The 14,811-nt window shown below is 58.9% G+C and carries 14 protein-coding genes, 1 tRNA gene, 1 pseudogene and 1 CRISPR repeat array; of the genes and pseudogenes, 3 read left to right on the forward strand and 13 right to left on the reverse strand.

Features of this window, described 5'->3' with window-relative positions; translation table 11 throughout:
- Positions 1–3: 3 nt before the first annotated feature.
- From BN2694_RS08545 to BN2694_RS17675, 3 genes are all read right to left on the reverse strand, one after another.
- The gene (locus BN2694_RS08545; RefSeq protein ID WP_135664010.1) at positions 4–306 is read right to left on the reverse strand and encodes a DUF7521 family protein; all 303 of its coding nucleotides are present in this window, start codon (positions 304–306) and stop codon (positions 4–6) included.
- Between the two features lie 153 nt (positions 307–459).
- Positions 460–810 (reverse strand): ArsR/SmtB family transcription factor, encoded by a 351-nt coding sequence (locus BN2694_RS08550; protein ID WP_135664013.1) that lies wholly within the window; start codon positions 808–810, stop codon positions 460–462.
- 91 nt (positions 811–901) lie between these two features.
- Positions 902–1,087: an HVO_0416 family zinc finger protein gene (locus BN2694_RS17675; protein ID WP_135664014.1), complete on the reverse strand. Its 186-nt coding sequence runs from the start codon at positions 1,085–1,087 to the stop codon at positions 902–904.
- A 178-nt stretch (positions 1,088–1,265) separates the two neighbouring features.
- Between BN2694_RS17675 and BN2694_RS08560 the strand changes: the two genes are divergently transcribed.
- Entirely contained in the window at positions 1,266–1,616 is a 351-nt protein-coding gene (locus BN2694_RS08560; protein WP_210408930.1) for a hypothetical protein, read from the forward strand.
- Positions 1,617–1,857: 241 nt separating this feature from the next.
- A CRISPR array of direct repeats spans positions 1,858–3,609; the repeat unit is 30 nt; unit sequence GCTTCAACCCCACAAGGGTCCGTCTGAAAC.
- A 101-nt stretch (positions 3,610–3,710) separates the two neighbouring features.
- Here the strand turns inward: BN2694_RS08560 and cas2 are convergent.
- The 9 genes and pseudogenes from cas2 to cas6 all read right to left on the reverse strand — a co-directional run bounded on the left by cas2 (position 3,711) and on the right by cas6 (position 13,056).
- Entirely contained in the window at positions 3,711–3,974 is a 264-nt protein-coding gene (gene cas2, locus BN2694_RS08565; protein WP_135664016.1) for a CRISPR-associated endonuclease Cas2, read from the reverse strand.
- Between the two features lies 1 nt (position 3,975).
- Positions 3,976–4,968: a type I-B CRISPR-associated endonuclease Cas1b gene (gene cas1b, locus BN2694_RS08570; protein ID WP_135664018.1), complete on the reverse strand. Its 993-nt coding sequence runs from the start codon at positions 4,966–4,968 to the stop codon at positions 3,976–3,978.
- Between the two features lie 3 nt (positions 4,969–4,971).
- Positions 4,972–5,199: pseudogene (locus BN2694_RS08575) on the reverse strand (Dna2/Cas4 domain-containing protein); the annotation flags it as partial.
- A 215-nt stretch (positions 5,200–5,414) separates the two neighbouring features.
- A complete protein-coding gene (locus tag BN2694_RS08580) occupies positions 5,415–8,003 on the reverse strand; it encodes a DEAD/DEAH box helicase (protein ID WP_135664021.1) in 2,589 nt (862 codons plus the stop codon).
- Positions 8,004–8,013: 10 nt separating this feature from the next.
- Positions 8,014–8,832: a type I-B CRISPR-associated protein Cas5b gene (gene cas5b / locus BN2694_RS08585; protein WP_135664026.1), complete on the reverse strand. Its 819-nt coding sequence runs from the start codon at positions 8,830–8,832 to the stop codon at positions 8,014–8,016.
- A gap of 23 nt (positions 8,833–8,855) precedes the next feature.
- Positions 8,856–9,890, reverse strand: coding sequence for a type I-B CRISPR-associated protein Cas7/Csh2 (gene cas7b, locus BN2694_RS08590; RefSeq protein WP_135664028.1), 1,035 nt, complete (start codon positions 9,888–9,890; stop codon positions 8,856–8,858).
- 26 nt (positions 9,891–9,916) lie between these two features.
- Positions 9,917–12,127 (reverse strand): TM1802 family CRISPR-associated protein, encoded by a 2,211-nt coding sequence (locus BN2694_RS08595; RefSeq protein WP_135664030.1) that lies wholly within the window; start codon positions 12,125–12,127, stop codon positions 9,917–9,919.
- On the reverse strand, positions 12,120–12,257 hold the full coding sequence (locus BN2694_RS17075) for a hypothetical protein (RefSeq protein WP_167879992.1): 138 nt from the start codon (positions 12,255–12,257) through the stop codon (positions 12,120–12,122). The genes BN2694_RS08595 and BN2694_RS17075 overlap by 8 nt, the downstream gene beginning before the upstream one ends.
- Positions 12,241–13,056 carry a CRISPR-associated endoribonuclease Cas6 gene (gene cas6, locus BN2694_RS08600; RefSeq protein ID WP_135664032.1) on the reverse strand — a complete coding sequence of 272 codons (816 nt, stop codon included), beginning with the start codon at positions 13,054–13,056 and terminating at the stop codon, positions 12,241–12,243. Before cas6 ends, BN2694_RS17075 begins: the two co-directional genes overlap by 17 nt.
- A gap of 121 nt (positions 13,057–13,177) precedes the next feature.
- Between cas6 and BN2694_RS08605 the strand changes: the two genes are divergently transcribed.
- Positions 13,178–13,402 (forward strand): hypothetical protein, encoded by a 225-nt coding sequence (locus BN2694_RS08605; protein WP_135664033.1) that lies wholly within the window; start codon positions 13,178–13,180, stop codon positions 13,400–13,402.
- Positions 13,403–14,062: 660 nt separating this feature from the next.
- On the opposite strand, the gene BN2694_RS08610 is transcribed toward BN2694_RS08605, so the two are convergent.
- A tRNA-Val gene (locus BN2694_RS08610) sits at positions 14,063–14,137 on the reverse strand.
- A gap of 73 nt (positions 14,138–14,210) precedes the next feature.
- Here BN2694_RS08610 and BN2694_RS08615 point away from each other — a divergent pair.
- Positions 14,211–14,729: a DUF192 domain-containing protein gene (locus BN2694_RS08615; protein ID WP_135664035.1), complete on the forward strand. Its 519-nt coding sequence runs from the start codon at positions 14,211–14,213 to the stop codon at positions 14,727–14,729.
- The last annotated feature ends 82 nt before the right edge of the window (positions 14,730–14,811 follow it).

Raw genomic sequence — 14,811 nt, forward strand, 5'->3', positions numbered from 1 at the left:
GAGTTACCGATACAGCGAGAGATACAACATGGCGAACCCGATGATGAACGGAATCGTCTCGGTCATATCGAAGAACAACCGCGCGGTAGCCGTCGGATCGGTCGTGAACATCTGCGAAACGATGTTGCTCACCGCAACGCCCATGCTGATGAACGCAAACCCGATGAACGCGTACTGGAGGCGTTCGGACTGACGCTGCTGGTAGGCCTGGAAACTGATGAGCGTGATCCCCAGCGTCAGGCCGAACAGAATGAGTCGCAACAACACGAGAACCGCCTGGCCGTACTGTACGACGCTAGAAGCCATCGTTGGCTCGCCAGTTGATTTGCCCGACATATCAATGTGATCATTGACAGGTGCCAGGCGACAGTGCATGCCATCCAACTGAACAGTCCCGAAAGCCCGAACACAGGCTGCTGGTCGATAGTCGTCGACTCCAACGAGACCTCAGCCCCGACGTCAGTCCACGTTGAGATCGTCCCAGAGCTGGCCGAACCGGTCTGGAAGGTTCTCCGAACGATAGATCCGCACCTGATACTCGTCGTCCTCCAGCCGGATGACTGTACTCTCGAAGTTCGATTCGTAGACCTTGTAGTGGTTGCCGTCGTCGGCAACGGCCGTCTGATCGGACACCAGATCGTGTTCCTGGAGGATCTCCAGACGACGGTAGACAGTCGGCAACGAGAGATCGAGTTGCTCGCTGAGTTCCTTGGCCGATTTGGCCTGCTTGCTGACTCCCGCCAGGACGTGTCGCGCGTGCTCGTCCCCGATCGTGTCGAGGACTTCCTCGATTGGTCGATCGTCAGCCACTGCTCTGGGGTACTAAACCAGTACTCAAAAATGTTGTGAGGTGGATGCTGTCAATTACCGGGTAAAAGACACCGCCATCGGGCGGTCCCTGTCATCTCGATCCGGCCGGTATCCAGCCGCATACCGAGCATTCGTTCGCTGTCGGCTCGTGGAGCCCTCCGCAATCCGGACACTGCTTCTTGTTATAGTTTTCGTCCCAGCCGACCGCTTCGGTTTCGTGCCCACGCTGGGAGAGGAATTCGTCAATGACCTCGTCCGTGCTCGGTGCGGTGGCCATACATGACATGATATAGCACACCACTATATAGGTTTGTTGGTTCGCATACGTGTTACCAAGTGACAATATACTTCATCACTTCGACAGCGTGTGAGGCGATCGTGGCTGGACCCACAGGCCGGGGCTGCTCGGCGGGAAAGGGATCGCTTTTTTGGGGGACCTTCCCGTACGGTGGGGTATGTCATCCCGCGAGTCGGGGCCGGGCGAACGCGGATCGGGGCAGGGTGGTCACCTGGCCGACGTATTGCCGATCGACCGGACGGCGATCGAATCACTCAGCTGGGGACTCGGATCACGCGTCACCGGCAACGTCGACGCGACACCGCGCCTGGAGCTGACAAATCGAGCGACAAACACCTCTCTGACGGTCTTCGGAGCGACCGACTACACCTACATCGTGCGGTTCCGGACGCCCGTCGGCCGCGAGAAGTTCTTCGGCGTCGCCGGCGTCGATCTCCGACCTATGCTCAAGGAATTGCTCGATCGCGGCGAGTGGACAGTACTGCAGGGCGAACTAGACGGGATGTGACCGACCAGAAGGGTTCGTTTCCGTCGCTTCTGGCCGTTTGTGCCGCGAGTGGATCCGGGTGGAACTAGATCCGCCCGAGGGCGACTCCTTCGTTCTCGTCAAGTGGGGCTATGCAGCTTCCGACGGGATTGGGACGCAAGCCATGACACGGACTGCGTCCGATCTCGAACCGATTGACGCACGCACCGCGCAGGTCCGTCTGAAACCGCGACAATCGCAACGACGAGTACATCGTTTTCGAGCTTCAACCCCACAAGAGTCCGTCTGAAACGGCGCTAGCGTGGCGTGCGCTCGATCGAGGAGATCCAGCTTTAACCCCACAAGGGTCCGTCTGAAACCGTCTGCCCCGTCATCGGACCCCGTCAGTTTGTCCAAGCTTCAACCCCACAAGGGTCCGTCTGAAACTCGTGATCGGTGGCGTCCTCTACTACGGCCGTCAGGCTTCAACCCCACAAGGGTCCGTCTGAAACGACTTACGGCGTCGTGTGTACGAGCGAGGCTCATGCGCTTCAACCCCACAAGGGTCCGTCTGAAACTATGCGGATGGGAATTTGAAACGACAGAGCCACAGGAGCTTCAACCCCACAAGGGTCCGTCTGAAACTGCGGGCCGTCGTCGGCTTGTCGTTCACGTCCGTGGCTTCAACCCCACAAGGGTCCGTCTGAAACTGATTCATGGTCATGGTTTGATACACCAACGTCTGGTGCTTCAACCCCACAAGGGTCCGTCTGAAACCATAAGTAGCATATGTGGCTGCCTTCATTGACAGTGGCTTCAACCCCACAAGGGTCCGTCTGAAACCGTTCGTCGGCGTATTGCCGTGACCGTCCGGGTCGGTGCTTCAACCCCACAAGGGTCCGTCTGAAACCAACGATCCCGGACAAGATGCCGCCCCAGTCGAGCACGCTTCAACCCCACAAGGGTCCGTCTGAAACTAGCTCTTTGAGGTATCGGTTTACTGTGCGTCTCTCGCTTCAACCCCACAAGGGTCCGTCTGAAACGACGACTACCTGTTTGTTCTCACCGCTGGGGTTTCGCTTCAACCCCACAAGGATCCGTCTGAAACACACTAATGCTATTCTTTCGCAAATCCTACCATTAGCTTCAACCCCACAAGGGTCCGTCTGAAACCAGTGAGTTGGAGTCTCATAGGCGTAACATCCAGGGCTTCAACCCCACAAGGGTCCGTCTGAAACGAGCATTTGAAGGAGATCGACCTGTCAGACGCAAATGCTTCAACCCCACAAGGGTCCGTCTGAAACCAATCACTACGACTCGCTACTCGACGGGCCGATTGCTTCAACCCCACAAGGGTCCGTCTGAAACACGTCGTTAAACTAAAGATACCGTCTGATGCTGGGCGCTTCAACCCCACAAGGGTCCGTCTGAAACTCGGACTGAAATTAGGACGCGACTTGATGGAGGCGTGTGGACATGCTTCAACCCCACAAGGGTCCGTCTGAAACCTATCTCTTACGGCGTCCTGATTAGGGCGTTAACAAGCTTCAACCCCACAAGGGTCCGTCTGAAACCGCTGGAGAATCCCGAAGAGATGCGGCCCGACGACGCTTCAACCCCACAAGGGTCCGTCTGAAACAACGGGCCGATCCCGTTTATTCACGCGTGAAAACCGCTTCAACCCCACAAGGGTCCGTCTGAAACTCGTATGGGGGTTTGGTACAATAGTACCAAACTGAGTGCTTCAACCCCACAAGGGTCCGTCTGAAACCGGACCTCCCGACCAGAACCGCGGTCCTCGTTGGTGGCTTCAACCCCACAAGGGTCCGTCTGAAACAACGGGCCGATCCCGTTTATTCACGCGTGAAAACCGCTTCAACCCCACAAGGGTCCGTCTGAAACTCGTATGGGGGTTTGGTACAATAGTACCAAACTGAGTGCTTCAACCCCACAAGGGTCCGTCTGAAACCGGACCTCCCGACCAGAACCGCGGTCCTCGTTGGTGGCTTCAACCCCACAAGGGTCCGTCTGAAACCATGGCCAAATCGGGCCATATATGGCCTGCTAAGTGGCAGGAGGTGTTAGTGTTTTCGTCGACCGCCAATAGCCCGCAATACCCGGGAGGTCGATGAAGGGCTACAAAAATTGACTGTCGTCCGTCGGATCTTCACCATAGACGGTACGCGAGACATACTGCTCAGAACTCATTCGATAAACGATCACGGATTCCCCTGCTTCTAGCATCGAATCAAGTTCTTGCTTGATCTCTTCGAGATCGCCCTCTGTGATTTCACCCTCGAAAACCGAATTCTGAACGTGAGTCAAATATCGGCGCAGGAAATTCAAGAAGAGTCGAGTTCGATCGGCCTCAACGTCGTAGACGGCGACGACGTACACCACGTTACCACCACCGTTCGAATGACTCGTATGATTCGCCGGTCAGCAGGTGCTTCTTGAGTTTGTATGCCTCCACCCGGAGGAGGTACTGGTAGCTTACCTTTCGGTTAAGTCTGGGATGTTCGATCGTCCGATCGAGTGTCTGTTCGAACTCCTTCGAGAACGTCTCTCGTCCACTTTCGGTAAGTAGGCATGCATTCATTTCCGAATCAAAGTCGTCTTCGGACAGTTGTCCCCGATTCACGAGACGAAACACCACGCGATCGGTCAACACTGGCTTGAACAGGTCCGCGAGGTCCAACGCCAGCGAATACCGTCGCTCGCCGGGTTCGTGGAGATAACTGATCGTCGGGTCGAGTGCCGTGGCCCGGATCGCTGAGACGATGTTCGCGTAGACTAGACTGTTCCCGAACGAGATCAGACTGTTCACCTTGTTGTTCGGTGGATTGTATTTGCGGCCCCCGAAAACGAAGCCATCCGGTAGGATCTGATCAAAGATCGCGTAGTAGGCCCGTCGAGCACTCGCTTCAACGCCCATGGCTTCCTCGACGGACTCGGCGGACTGGATCTCCTCACGACGCCGATCGAGTGCATCGAGTGTCGGGCCGAGGTCGTAGTCCCGATTGTCGTAATAGGTCACGTTCGCCCGCATATTATGAATGCTCCCAGCGACGATTTCGCGGGCGATCTTCCCCCGGTGGACTTCGTCGTCGTAGGCCCGGACCTGTTTGACGACCGTCTGGCCCGACGTTTGACCACGCTCGGGCATGATCGACCCCGCATAGTAGTCGTTCCAGCCAAAGACGTGCATCGCCACGCCGTGATCGTCGAGAAACGAGATCACTCGGGTGTTGAAGTCGATCTGTCCGTGAAGGAACAGCGCTTCGGCGTTCTCGATCGGGAGATACTTTTTCTCGTCGCCCTCGGTGACGAGCCGTACAGTATCGTTGTGTCGCTCGACCCGTCCGTCCGAGAAGATGTGGTAGTTGTCGTTCATGGGTCAACAGCTCCAGCAGAAGTCGTGGTACGCACACGACTCGCAGTACGGTTTTTCTTTCGCGGGCGGTGGCGTATCGCTTCGGATGACCTCGTAGATCCCGCGGATAGCGTCTTCGACCTGCTGTACAGTTTCATCCGTCAACTCGACTGATTCACGGTTCCGTTCGGTTGGATGGGCCAGCACCCCCTCTTTTTCGACACCGACGACGCGATCGAGATACCAGAGGTAGCGCGCACCACGCGGTGTGTGATGACGAATTCGGCGAGTAAACGAAGGCCACGTTCTATATGCACTTGAAAGCGGATCGACCCTACCACATCAACCACGTTTTCGCACCCGAACGGTGGATTGCATCAGAGAGTGCGGTTACTGCCGGTCGGTACGACGACTGGACGACGCGAGCGATCACGTGCCGCTACTGGTGACACTTTGGGACAACTCGCTCATTGAACGCCGAACACTGGATGATAGGACTCACCGCGGGCGTCCACCAGCAGGTACCGCGAATTACCGACCGTGACCTCGCCCGTCCACGTGTCCGGGTCAGTGCTAACTTGTGCCCCCGGATGTCTCCCGATGTCGCCAGCGTCCAGATCGCCGTCGAGCAGCTCGGTCCGCTCCTCGTCAGTGAGGCAGGCGACAATATCCTCATAGTCCTCGATCTCCTCAATCATGTGTTCGCCCTCCAGTTCGGACATCGACGCCGAGGAGATGGCATCCGCCAGTCGCTCGTCGCCGGGGTCCAGTTCCCCGTCGAACAGTGACTCGTAGAACTCACTCACAGTGGCAGAGACCATCGTCGACTCGCCGATACACCCGTCCTCGACGTGTCGCCGCAAGACGTGTCCGGTTTCGTGGAGGAGTGGAAGAGCATCGCCGCCGTCGCCACCGTGAATCACCAGCGAAGGAATGGCGCTTCCGTCCTCGGGTCTGGCGAGGCGCCAGACGACCACGTCGCCGGTCTCACCGCCGAACGAGCGGTTGCATCGCCCTCCTGACTGGACGATATTCGGAATGGGAGCATAGTCTCGGAACACGGTGTCGAAACTCACGTCGACGCCGGCCTCGACAACGCTCGTTGAGATGAGGACGACCGACACATCGCCGTCGAGGAGCGGCGCGGGATCGTCCTCGTCGCCCACCTCGTCGTCGTAGAGGGTGTCGATAAGCAGCTTGCGGTCGTCAGGACGGATATCGCCGGATAGGAACGCGTAGACGGTCTCGGCATCTTGCCTGCCCACGGCGTCGAGTGCAAGTCGCCGGTGTGCGATGGGGCTCGGCAACTCGCCGGTTTCGTCGATATGGTCATGGATGAGGCGACCGAGTTCGACCGGCTCGCTCGCTTTCATATCCTCCATCGGCGTGACGGATTGGTAGAGTTCTTCGGCACTTGCCCGTGTGTTACAAATGGCGAGCACGTCTTGTCCGTCTCCTGCTGCCTCGGATATTCGATTGCCAGCGGTGGGATAGTCAAGCGTCGCGAACTCGTCACCCTGGTCCGTTCGGACGGTGTCGTGCAGTCGGTAGGTGACCCGGGGGTGCTCAGCGAGAAAGTCCGTGTACTGGTCGGTATCGTCGGTGAGTTCACGCGTGGTCAGCTCGTCCGATCCGTACTTGACGAGGCCGGGCTGTGTCGCCGTCATCAGGATAACGGTAGCGTCGTAGGTGTCGACGAGTAACTCGACGAGCACGGGGACGATCTGCCACCAGTCTTCGGGGATGGCCTGTGGCTCGTCGATCACGACAACGGACCCGCGGAGGGACGGTACACGGGTTGCTTGCCGTGCCGTCGGAGCCGTGAGCGACTCGAAGAGCTGGACGGTAGTGGTAAGGGTGACTCCACTCAGCCACGACTCCGCGTGCAGGGCACCCGGCGAGCGGCCGATGTCGCCGTCCGTGTAATGGTCACCGAGTCCGGTGTAGGTGTTCGAAAGGTGGTGGTGGAGGGTGAACGCCTTGCTGTAGGGACTGACGCCGAAGACGGATTGGATCTCGCTCGCGGTCTGGTCGAGGATACTCGTATACGGGAGGACGTACACCAGCCTGCTGTCGTTGATGTTGGCCGCCCGAAGACCTGCGGAGAGGCCGGCGTACGTCTTACCGAACCCGGTTGGGAGCGTGATCAGTCCCACGTCGTCGGATGCCAGGAGCGCCTCAACGTTTTCCGTCGAGGTCTGTCGTGCCTGATCTCGGAGATCGTTGAGGTCCGCCAGTATACCCTCTCCCTCGTCAAGGTCGTCGACGTGCTGGTTGAGGGCTTCTCGGTTGGGAAGCGTTCCACCAATGTCGGCGTCTTCGAGACCGCTCGCAGCGGTCTGATCGGCGAACTTGAGTCCCGCCCAGAGTCCAACCACGTCCCCGTAGTAGCCAACTCCGGCGTCTCCGGCGCCCATTCGGGCGAAGTACAGCAGATGATCGTGGGCGTCATCGACTGGCTTAGTGCGGGTCTTGTGCCACTCCATGAAGTCCTCCCACGACCCATCACCGTCGGTCGCCGCGTGGATGATTCGGTCTGCCCGCTCCGGCACCTTGTTGCCAATATCGCCGAACTGCTCGTTGACGCGCTCGTATGTCCCCTGTACTACATCATTATCTCGACCGTAGTTCTCCGCCAGCATGGAGGGTTCCGGTGGCGATCGCGTGTTGTGGTGGCCCGTGACAACGAGTGTGGCCACTTCGGCCGCGTAATCGCCGACCTCGTCGCGACATTCCAGCAGGCAGTACAAGGTGACGAGGGCGCTCGGGAAGGCATGATATCGATACTCGTCCGAGTGCTGGGAGGGCTCACCGCGGAGATGCTTCTGCGCCCAACTAGTCAACTTGGCGAAGTCGTGAGTCAGACCGACTACTTCCGCAACCGACTCCGCTGGCGTCCCGTCGGCTAGTGTCTGCCCGCGGCAGGCCTCCACCATTCTGTCGGCTACCGTCTGGAGATGCCCATCGTCGTCGAACTGGCCATTGTCGCCAATGAGGAGCGTCGCCTCGCAGTCGTCGCTTTTGGCCGGGTGCGAGATGTACTGCTTGAAGATCATGGTACGCGTGTTAGTAAAGGATTACTTCGTGGTCGCCAACCGCGTACGTCCGCGTGGCGTCCATCGGAAGCCGATCGTCGCCAGCCGCGTACGTAATGTTTCCATACGTGGTCGTCCGCCGGCCGTCGTCGGTCGCTTCCATGTACAGTGGGGCCCGCTCGCGCTTGATGCTGACACCGGGTTTAGGAATGACCGCGGAGTCGTCGTACGCAGCCGAGTCGACGGCGTCTGTGGTGGCGGATTCGACCGTATGCGTGTCCACGTTTCGGATGTCAGCGATGCACTCGGAAAGGCCGAGTGCCGGCGAGTAGTGGTACCGCGAGTTTTCGAGGCGTTCCCACAGTTCGTTGTGGGTATCCTCGTCGGCGAGTGCGACATAGATCCGATACACCGGGTCGACGAGCATCTCGTAGGTGTCGCGCTGGCGGTCGTACTCCACGTAGGACTTGGGGGTCAGCATCTCTGCCGACTTCGTGTAGTGCTTTTCCTCTGGGAGGTACTGGATGGCTTGTTCGTTCGTGTTGACCGTGGTGATCCCCATCGTGTAGGTGTGGGGCATCTCCTTCGGGACAACCGCGATCGCGGACGACGACGGGGAAAACAGGTCGTAGTAACTGTTTCGCGCCATTCCCATAATCCCCGCGAGCAATCCGGCGATGGTCGTCCGTGGCGGGACGCGGTAGCTGGGCTTGGCGCTATTGTTACCGACCTTCCGGAAGTGGGCGAAGTCAGCGGTTATGTCGAACCCGATGCAAGTATCAGGAACGTACCGAGCGGTCGACGAGTCGCCGCCATCGGACGCGTAGTCGGTGGGGTCTTGTTGCGTCATATGCAGAGAAATGAGGGGCGGTTTCAGTTCGTGTACCGCTCGTACACGTCGTAGGCGTCGACCGCCTCGGTACCGAGAGAATCTTCGAGGGCGGTGAAGAAAGCCTCGCGGTCGCCCGTCTCGCCGCTGGGGAGCGCGAAGTCAACGGCACTGTCGGCGGTGACGTGGACGGTGTCGATCCGGGCCTTATGTTCGGCAAGCGCGGCCACGAGTTCCGAGACGTCGAGGTGGAAGTCGCCCATCCCGCGAATCTCGTCCTCGGGCAGGTCACTGGCCACGCCGATGCGGTCGTTAAGCCGCCCGATCTCGAAGCCGTCTTGCTCGTATTCGACGCGGACGTAGAGACGGGGCTGTTGACCAGCCTTCGAGCGGGTAACAGTCTGGTTCTTCAGCGCTCGCCAGCAGAGCGTGTCGAGTCGCTCCACATCGACTTCGGACAGGTTCGTGTCCGCGGCGGCATTGTCGTTGATGCGGCCGCCGAAGCCGATGACACCGTAGCTGATGCGATTGTCCGTGGCGAACGTGCCCTGATCTTTCTTCCCGTCTTCCTGGCTTTCGTCCTCGTTAGCAATGACAGTCGCAAGCTGCTTGGACTCGGTGTTGCGCGCGACCTGGTGGTAGCTGCGGCCGTGGTTGAACTGTACGGGACCCTCGAACTGGTCGGGGAGGTCTTCGGCTAAATCCGTGTCGAGCGAGATTGTTGCACCAAAGTATCGCACGTCGGCAGCGGTTTTTACGAACGCCTCAAGCAGTTCCTCGGGCTCTGCCTCTTCGGTGCTGATGCCCATCTCTGCTTCAACAGCGTCGTACATCTCCTCGCGGGTCAGAACATCATCGTTCGGGTTGGCGATCAACACGACGTGGCCGTCTTCCACGAGCTGGTCCCGAATATACCGCTTAAGCCGGACATCGGTGACGACACACTGTCCGGTGACGGGATCGATGCGCGGTTCGTTGTCCGCGGTGAGTGGGTCGCCGTTAGGATTGGTGTCCTTAGCGTCGATTACGAAGGCGATTTCGGAGCGGTTCTGGATGGTGTCATCGTTGGTTTCGGCCATTTTTGTATTCTGGTTGATCGGCGTGGTCAGTCGTCAGTCTGTGCCTCGGCTGCTGGTGCTTCGGACTCCTCTTCGTCTGCGTCGTCGAGCGTGGTGTCGTTCTTGCCGTAGGTGAGGCCGAGGCCGTAGTGCATCCGGAGGTCGTCGGTCGAGAGCGACCACTCCTGCGGTGGACGGCGGTTCACGATGTCGTTTAGTCGTGAGATATATCGATCGTTCATCAGCATCCCCGCCTTTTCGTCGTCGTCAGAGTAGTGAGCGTTCTTCTCCAGCACCTTGGCGAGCGTGGTGCTGATTCGCCGCCGCGTCATCGCGTCGATAGGATGTTGGCGAATTACGGTGCGCGAGATACCGCTTTGACTCTGATACGCTGCCACGCGACCGACCAGCGCGCCAAGGAGGAATGCTGCACGGCGCTCCTCATCCTCGTCGAGGGCAGGATGGCTGTCGATGAACTGTTCAAGTCGATCGTCTCTGTCACTAAATTCAGTCTTGTCACTCATGGCTTCAGTGCTTGCTGGGATGGTTCGTGGGTCGTCTGAGGACGGATCACCGAGGACGTCCGCGCGGGCAAGCGCCTGCATCTGGACGTACTGGCGGGTGAGAAGCGACTCGGGGAGCTCGTCGCCGTCTTCAAACGCACTCCGCTGATCGCTGATCAAACGTGGGACGTACTGTGCGAGAAGCCAGTCTGGGTCAAATTGGCCGTTGGAGGCAATGGCAGTGCTCGTCGCCTCCGCTCGGAGATCTGTCGTTCCGTGATCGTCTCTGTCCTCATCCGTACTCTGGTGCCGGAAGGTACTCTGGAAGTACCCACCGGTGAGGATCCCAGAGACGACCGGTGCGTTCGGCCGCAGGTACTTGCTCCCCTGCTCGTCTTCTCCATCGTCGTCCAGCCGACCGTACGATGGCGAAGGGAACAGAGGCTGACTGTCGCCATCGGGAGCGACGAGATCGCCTCTCAGTACGGTAGTGTGTGCATCCTGAATGGCACGAATCCGTTCCGGATCGACGCATGGCTCCTCTTGGATGAACTTCCGCTTATTCCCCGGTGTGTACGTGGCCACGTAGTGGAATTGGAGATCGCCTTTTAGCGGACTGATGGGGTTATTTGCGACGTCGTCGAGTACGTCGACGATCGTCCCGTTGTTGTCCGCGGCGTCCATGGCCAACCCGTACAGTGCGAGTGCTTGCTCAACCGTCGGTTCGGGGACGTATGGGACGTAATACGCCTGCGTATCACCACCGAGGACCTGTACGAAGTTCCCCAGCAGTGGCACGGCTGAGGACACGGCAAACGCGGCCTCAGCAGTGAGCGGGCGTTGCTGCCAACTCTCGTCGACCACAAGATTCGGGAACTTCTCAGCCATTTTCCCCTTGTACCGCTCAAGCGGGGAATCACTCAATCCGAACACTTCACCGGTATCTCCGGTGATGTATCCCCGACCATTGCCAGACGCGTCTTTGGCCGCCGAATACGCCCGCATCCGCTTCTCGACCCACCTGTGGAGCATCGCCTCGTTCAGCACCTCCACTTCGCCTGGATAGACGTATCCGTCGGTGTCCGGGAGCTTCAGGCGAGCGGAGAGGACGCCGTTGATCTCATCACCGAACGTTTCGCGAACGGCGTCTACGACTTCGTCTTCGATGATGTCCATCAAGTGGCCGTCTTCCCCGACCTTTTTGAGTTCTTCAAGAATCCACCCGTCACCGTGGTCATCGGCCACGTCCGCAACAGCATCAGACGCAGCCCATCGCTCGAATGACTGTTTAGCGTATTTCTTACATTTCTCTTTCTTCTCATCGGTCGTCAGAGATAGACCCGATACGTCGTGCGCTAAAGACATATTGTGGCCGGCTGCACGACTGTCTTGTCGACTAAATCCGACACGGAGCATTTTCTCGCGGTCAAGCGACTCGGCGACAAACGGTGACTCGTCGTCGTCCGGTCGCCCGTCCAACTCGCCGGCTTTGCCGAAGGTCGGCTCGTCTCCAGTGAGGTCGACGAGAATACTGAGGAGCCCGACTTCCTGCTCGTAGTAGTCCGTGCGGGACTCGTGGGTCATCCGCTCGATGTACTGGTCGTCGATCGGTACATCGTACTCCTTTGCTGTATTCAGCGCGTGGAGCTTCCCGTAGAGGTACGCCACATCGTACAGCGATGCGATCGGACGATCGAGGAGAAGATTCTCAATATCGTCCGCGTCCTCATTGGCGTCGAGAGCTATGTCACTCATCGTTCTCCCGTCGATGATTGAGTGGCCCGAGACCGACCGGCGTCCGGTGGCCGATACCACCGTCCAAGGCGATCTCCTTGAGAACGTAGGCAAGCGGGCATGTCATCTCGAACTCAGCGAGCGAAAGCATTCTCACCCTCCAGTGCCGTGTCACCGGGTTCCGTCTTGTCGACGATGTTGCAGAACCCGAACCCGAGCGAATTGCGCTCGCCGATACCCACATCAAGCAGTAGATTCAGGTGGCGTCGATGGTCGTCGTCCCGAACGGTGTACTCGAAACGCCACTTGCTCAACACCCACGTCTCGGTCTCGCCGGTCGTCGGCGTGACCGGAATCGCAAAGGTCTTGATGAGTTCGTAGCCGTCGAACAGCTCGCCGTCGACCTCGCTCGGACCGGGCAAATAGTCCGGACAGAACAGGTCGTGTTTCCTGTCCAGGTTCGCCTCGATCTGGTTGCGGAACGGTTCCATCGAGTGTTCCGGGCGCCAGAACTCAGCCTCGTCGTGGTCCGTCTCGATCCCGTACTCGTCGAAACGCCAGGGCGGGATCCGAACCAACACGCCGGTTCCAGTCGAAATGGTCCCGCTCGTTCCGGGTTCGCCGACATCCGGCGAGACCGGCGTGATCTGCTCGACGGTGAACGGCATCTCACCGATGTTCAACTCGCGGTCGTCCTTCAGATCGGCGGCGACGTGGGCCAGCAGATCCTCGTACGGCGAGGCGACGAGGAGCGTTCGCTCGTCGCCCTCCTCCATGTCGCCCGGCGGGAAGGGGTTCGAGTACGTGAACGCCTTCGGGCGGTTCTCGTCGTGGCTGGCCTCGTAGTCCGTCCCGTCGAGGGCTCCCCAGAGCCGCCCGCGGAGCTTGTGGTGATACGCGTTGTCGTATGCTGCGCCGGTTCGTGCCCGCAAGCGGACGAGTACACGCATCCAGCGTCACCTCACCTCTCGCCGTTCAGTTGTTCGCATTGCGCCATCGAAATCATACGGCTCTCTAATAAGGTTCATCCTACCAAGGTGAAAGTAAAGCCCACAAGGGGCCATCTGAAACATGCCCCAACGTCCTCTCCACCAGCAAGCACTACACGCGCGTCGATCCACTGGATCGGAACGATACCCCGACGAACTACCGGATCACGGTCTCGACAAGGATGGGACTGCCGTGATCATGCCGGCGAACGCGCCCGACGTGGATGCATTGGTGACCGACGACTTCCGGAACCTGGTACGGATCCGCGCACTGCCTGAAGACATTCAGTTGGTCCCGAGACCGTGACTGTTACTCTTGATCGGTATCACAGCCCCCTATCGAAACCGGGAGCCGAACAGTTGCGAGCAAGCTCTCCGGGAGACGCTCTGATTGGTCTTCTACGGGAAGGCTAGGCTGATACAGACTCTACCAGCTGGGAAAGCGATCATCGGAGCCAGAAAATCCAGACTGGAGTCGATCTACCATTGAGATCATATATTTGACTAGTTTTTTAATGCTTTGATTGGCAGTTCTCCACATTATCCGGCTGGAACCCCCTCTGGAAGCCGAACCCGTTCACGGACTGAACGGATTCGACCGTCAAGACCCCCTATTTGACCGGCGAAGGAACGACCCGATCACCGGCTATAAGCACTGAAAAATACGAAAACGGCATAATTACGAATCGTGCAGAAGGTGAGTGGGTCCGGGCGGATTTGAACCTCGGTCGCTCCCGTTCGTTCGCTATCGCTCACTCACCTTCCGCTCCCTGCTTCCAATCCGCCGGCCGCTCCGCATACGCGGCGCTCGCAAGTGAGCGCCGCGAAAACTCAGTGGGTCCGGGCGGATTTGAACCACGCCCTGACGTGCTCGCTTCGCTGCGCGCGTCACGTCTGCTTCAAATCCTCGTCACCCACACAGACGGCGCTGGCTCCTCGTTTCACTCGTCGCAGTCGCCGTCAGAAGTGGGTCCGGGCGGATTTGAACCACCGACCTCGGCCTTGTAAAGGCCACGTCATAACCAACCTAGACCACGGACCCGACACCACCAATTTCCCACCAGAGGGAATAACCCTTACTGTCTCGCCCGAACACTTTCACGCCCCCTGTCCGTATGTCCCCTGTGAAGCGTAGCCGCCTCATCAACGCAATCGTCTTGATCCTGTTGGCCATTGCCCTTGTCCTCGTCCTGGTCAGCCCGTCCGGCCCCCTCGCGTCGGTGCTGTATCCCCTCGACTACGGGAACGCCACGGTGACGGTCCACGACGTCACCAACACCACCCTCGCCAGCGTCGATATCCGGATCGCGAATTCCGAACACGAACGCTGGGTCGGACTCAGCGAGACCACCGACCTCAAAGACGGCCATGGGATGTTGTTCGTCCACGAGCAAACGGGTACCTACACCTACGTGATGCGGAACATGTCCTTCCCGATCGACATCGTCTTCATCGACGCCGACGGGCAGATCACGGAGATTCACCACGCACCAGTCGCCGACGATCCCGAGAATCCCGACCGGCGATACCGGGGGGAGGGCCGGTACGTCCTCGAAGTGCCGTACGGCTGGACGAATCAAACCGGTATCTCCGTGGGCGATCGCGTCTCGATTCCGGAGAGAGTTCACGACTGATAGTGAGTACTGTCGGTATGTACCGCTACGACCGCACGAATGCGTGGTGGAGTGAAACAGGTCTACAGTGATCACTATGAGA

The sequence above is a fragment of the Halorhabdus rudnickae genome (genome assembly GCF_900880625.1).
GTDB lineage: Archaea > Halobacteriota > Halobacteria > Halobacteriales > Haloarculaceae > Halorhabdus > Halorhabdus rudnickae.

Excerpts from the sequence above, each read along its gene's own strand:
- BN2694_RS08545 (WP_135664010.1), bottom strand. The coding sequence starts at position 306 with ATGGCTTCTAGCGTCGTACAGTACGGCCAGGCGGTTCTCGTGTTGTTG.
- BN2694_RS08560 (WP_210408930.1), top strand. The coding sequence starts at position 1,266 with ATGTCATCCCGCGAGTCGGGGCCGGGCGAACGCGGATCGGGGCAGGGT.
- cas1b (WP_135664018.1), bottom strand. The coding sequence starts at position 4,968 with ATGAACGACAACTACCACATCTTCTCGGACGGACGGGTCGAGCGACAC.
- BN2694_RS08615 (WP_135664035.1), top strand. The coding sequence starts at position 14,211 with ATGTCCCCTGTGAAGCGTAGCCGCCTCATCAACGCAATCGTCTTGATC.
- cas6 (WP_135664032.1), bottom strand. The coding sequence starts at position 13,056 with ATGCGTGTACTCGTCCGCTTGCGGGCACGAACCGGCGCAGCATACGAC.
- BN2694_RS17075 (WP_167879992.1), bottom strand. The coding sequence starts at position 12,257 with ATGCTTTCGCTCGCTGAGTTCGAGATGACATGCCCGCTTGCCTACGTT.
- cas5b (WP_135664026.1), bottom strand. The coding sequence starts at position 8,832 with ATGACGCAACAAGACCCCACCGACTACGCGTCCGATGGCGGCGACTCG.
- BN2694_RS08595 (WP_135664030.1), bottom strand. The coding sequence starts at position 12,127 with ATGAGTGACATAGCTCTCGACGCCAATGAGGACGCGGACGATATTGAG.
- cas7b (WP_135664028.1), bottom strand. The coding sequence starts at position 9,890 with ATGGCCGAAACCAACGATGACACCATCCAGAACCGCTCCGAAATCGCC.
- BN2694_RS08605 (WP_135664033.1), top strand. The coding sequence starts at position 13,178 with ATGCCCCAACGTCCTCTCCACCAGCAAGCACTACACGCGCGTCGATCC.
- BN2694_RS08580 (WP_135664021.1), bottom strand. The coding sequence starts at position 8,003 with ATGATCTTCAAGCAGTACATCTCGCACCCGGCCAAAAGCGACGACTGC.
- BN2694_RS17675 (WP_135664014.1), bottom strand. The coding sequence starts at position 1,087 with ATGGCCACCGCACCGAGCACGGACGAGGTCATTGACGAATTCCTCTCC.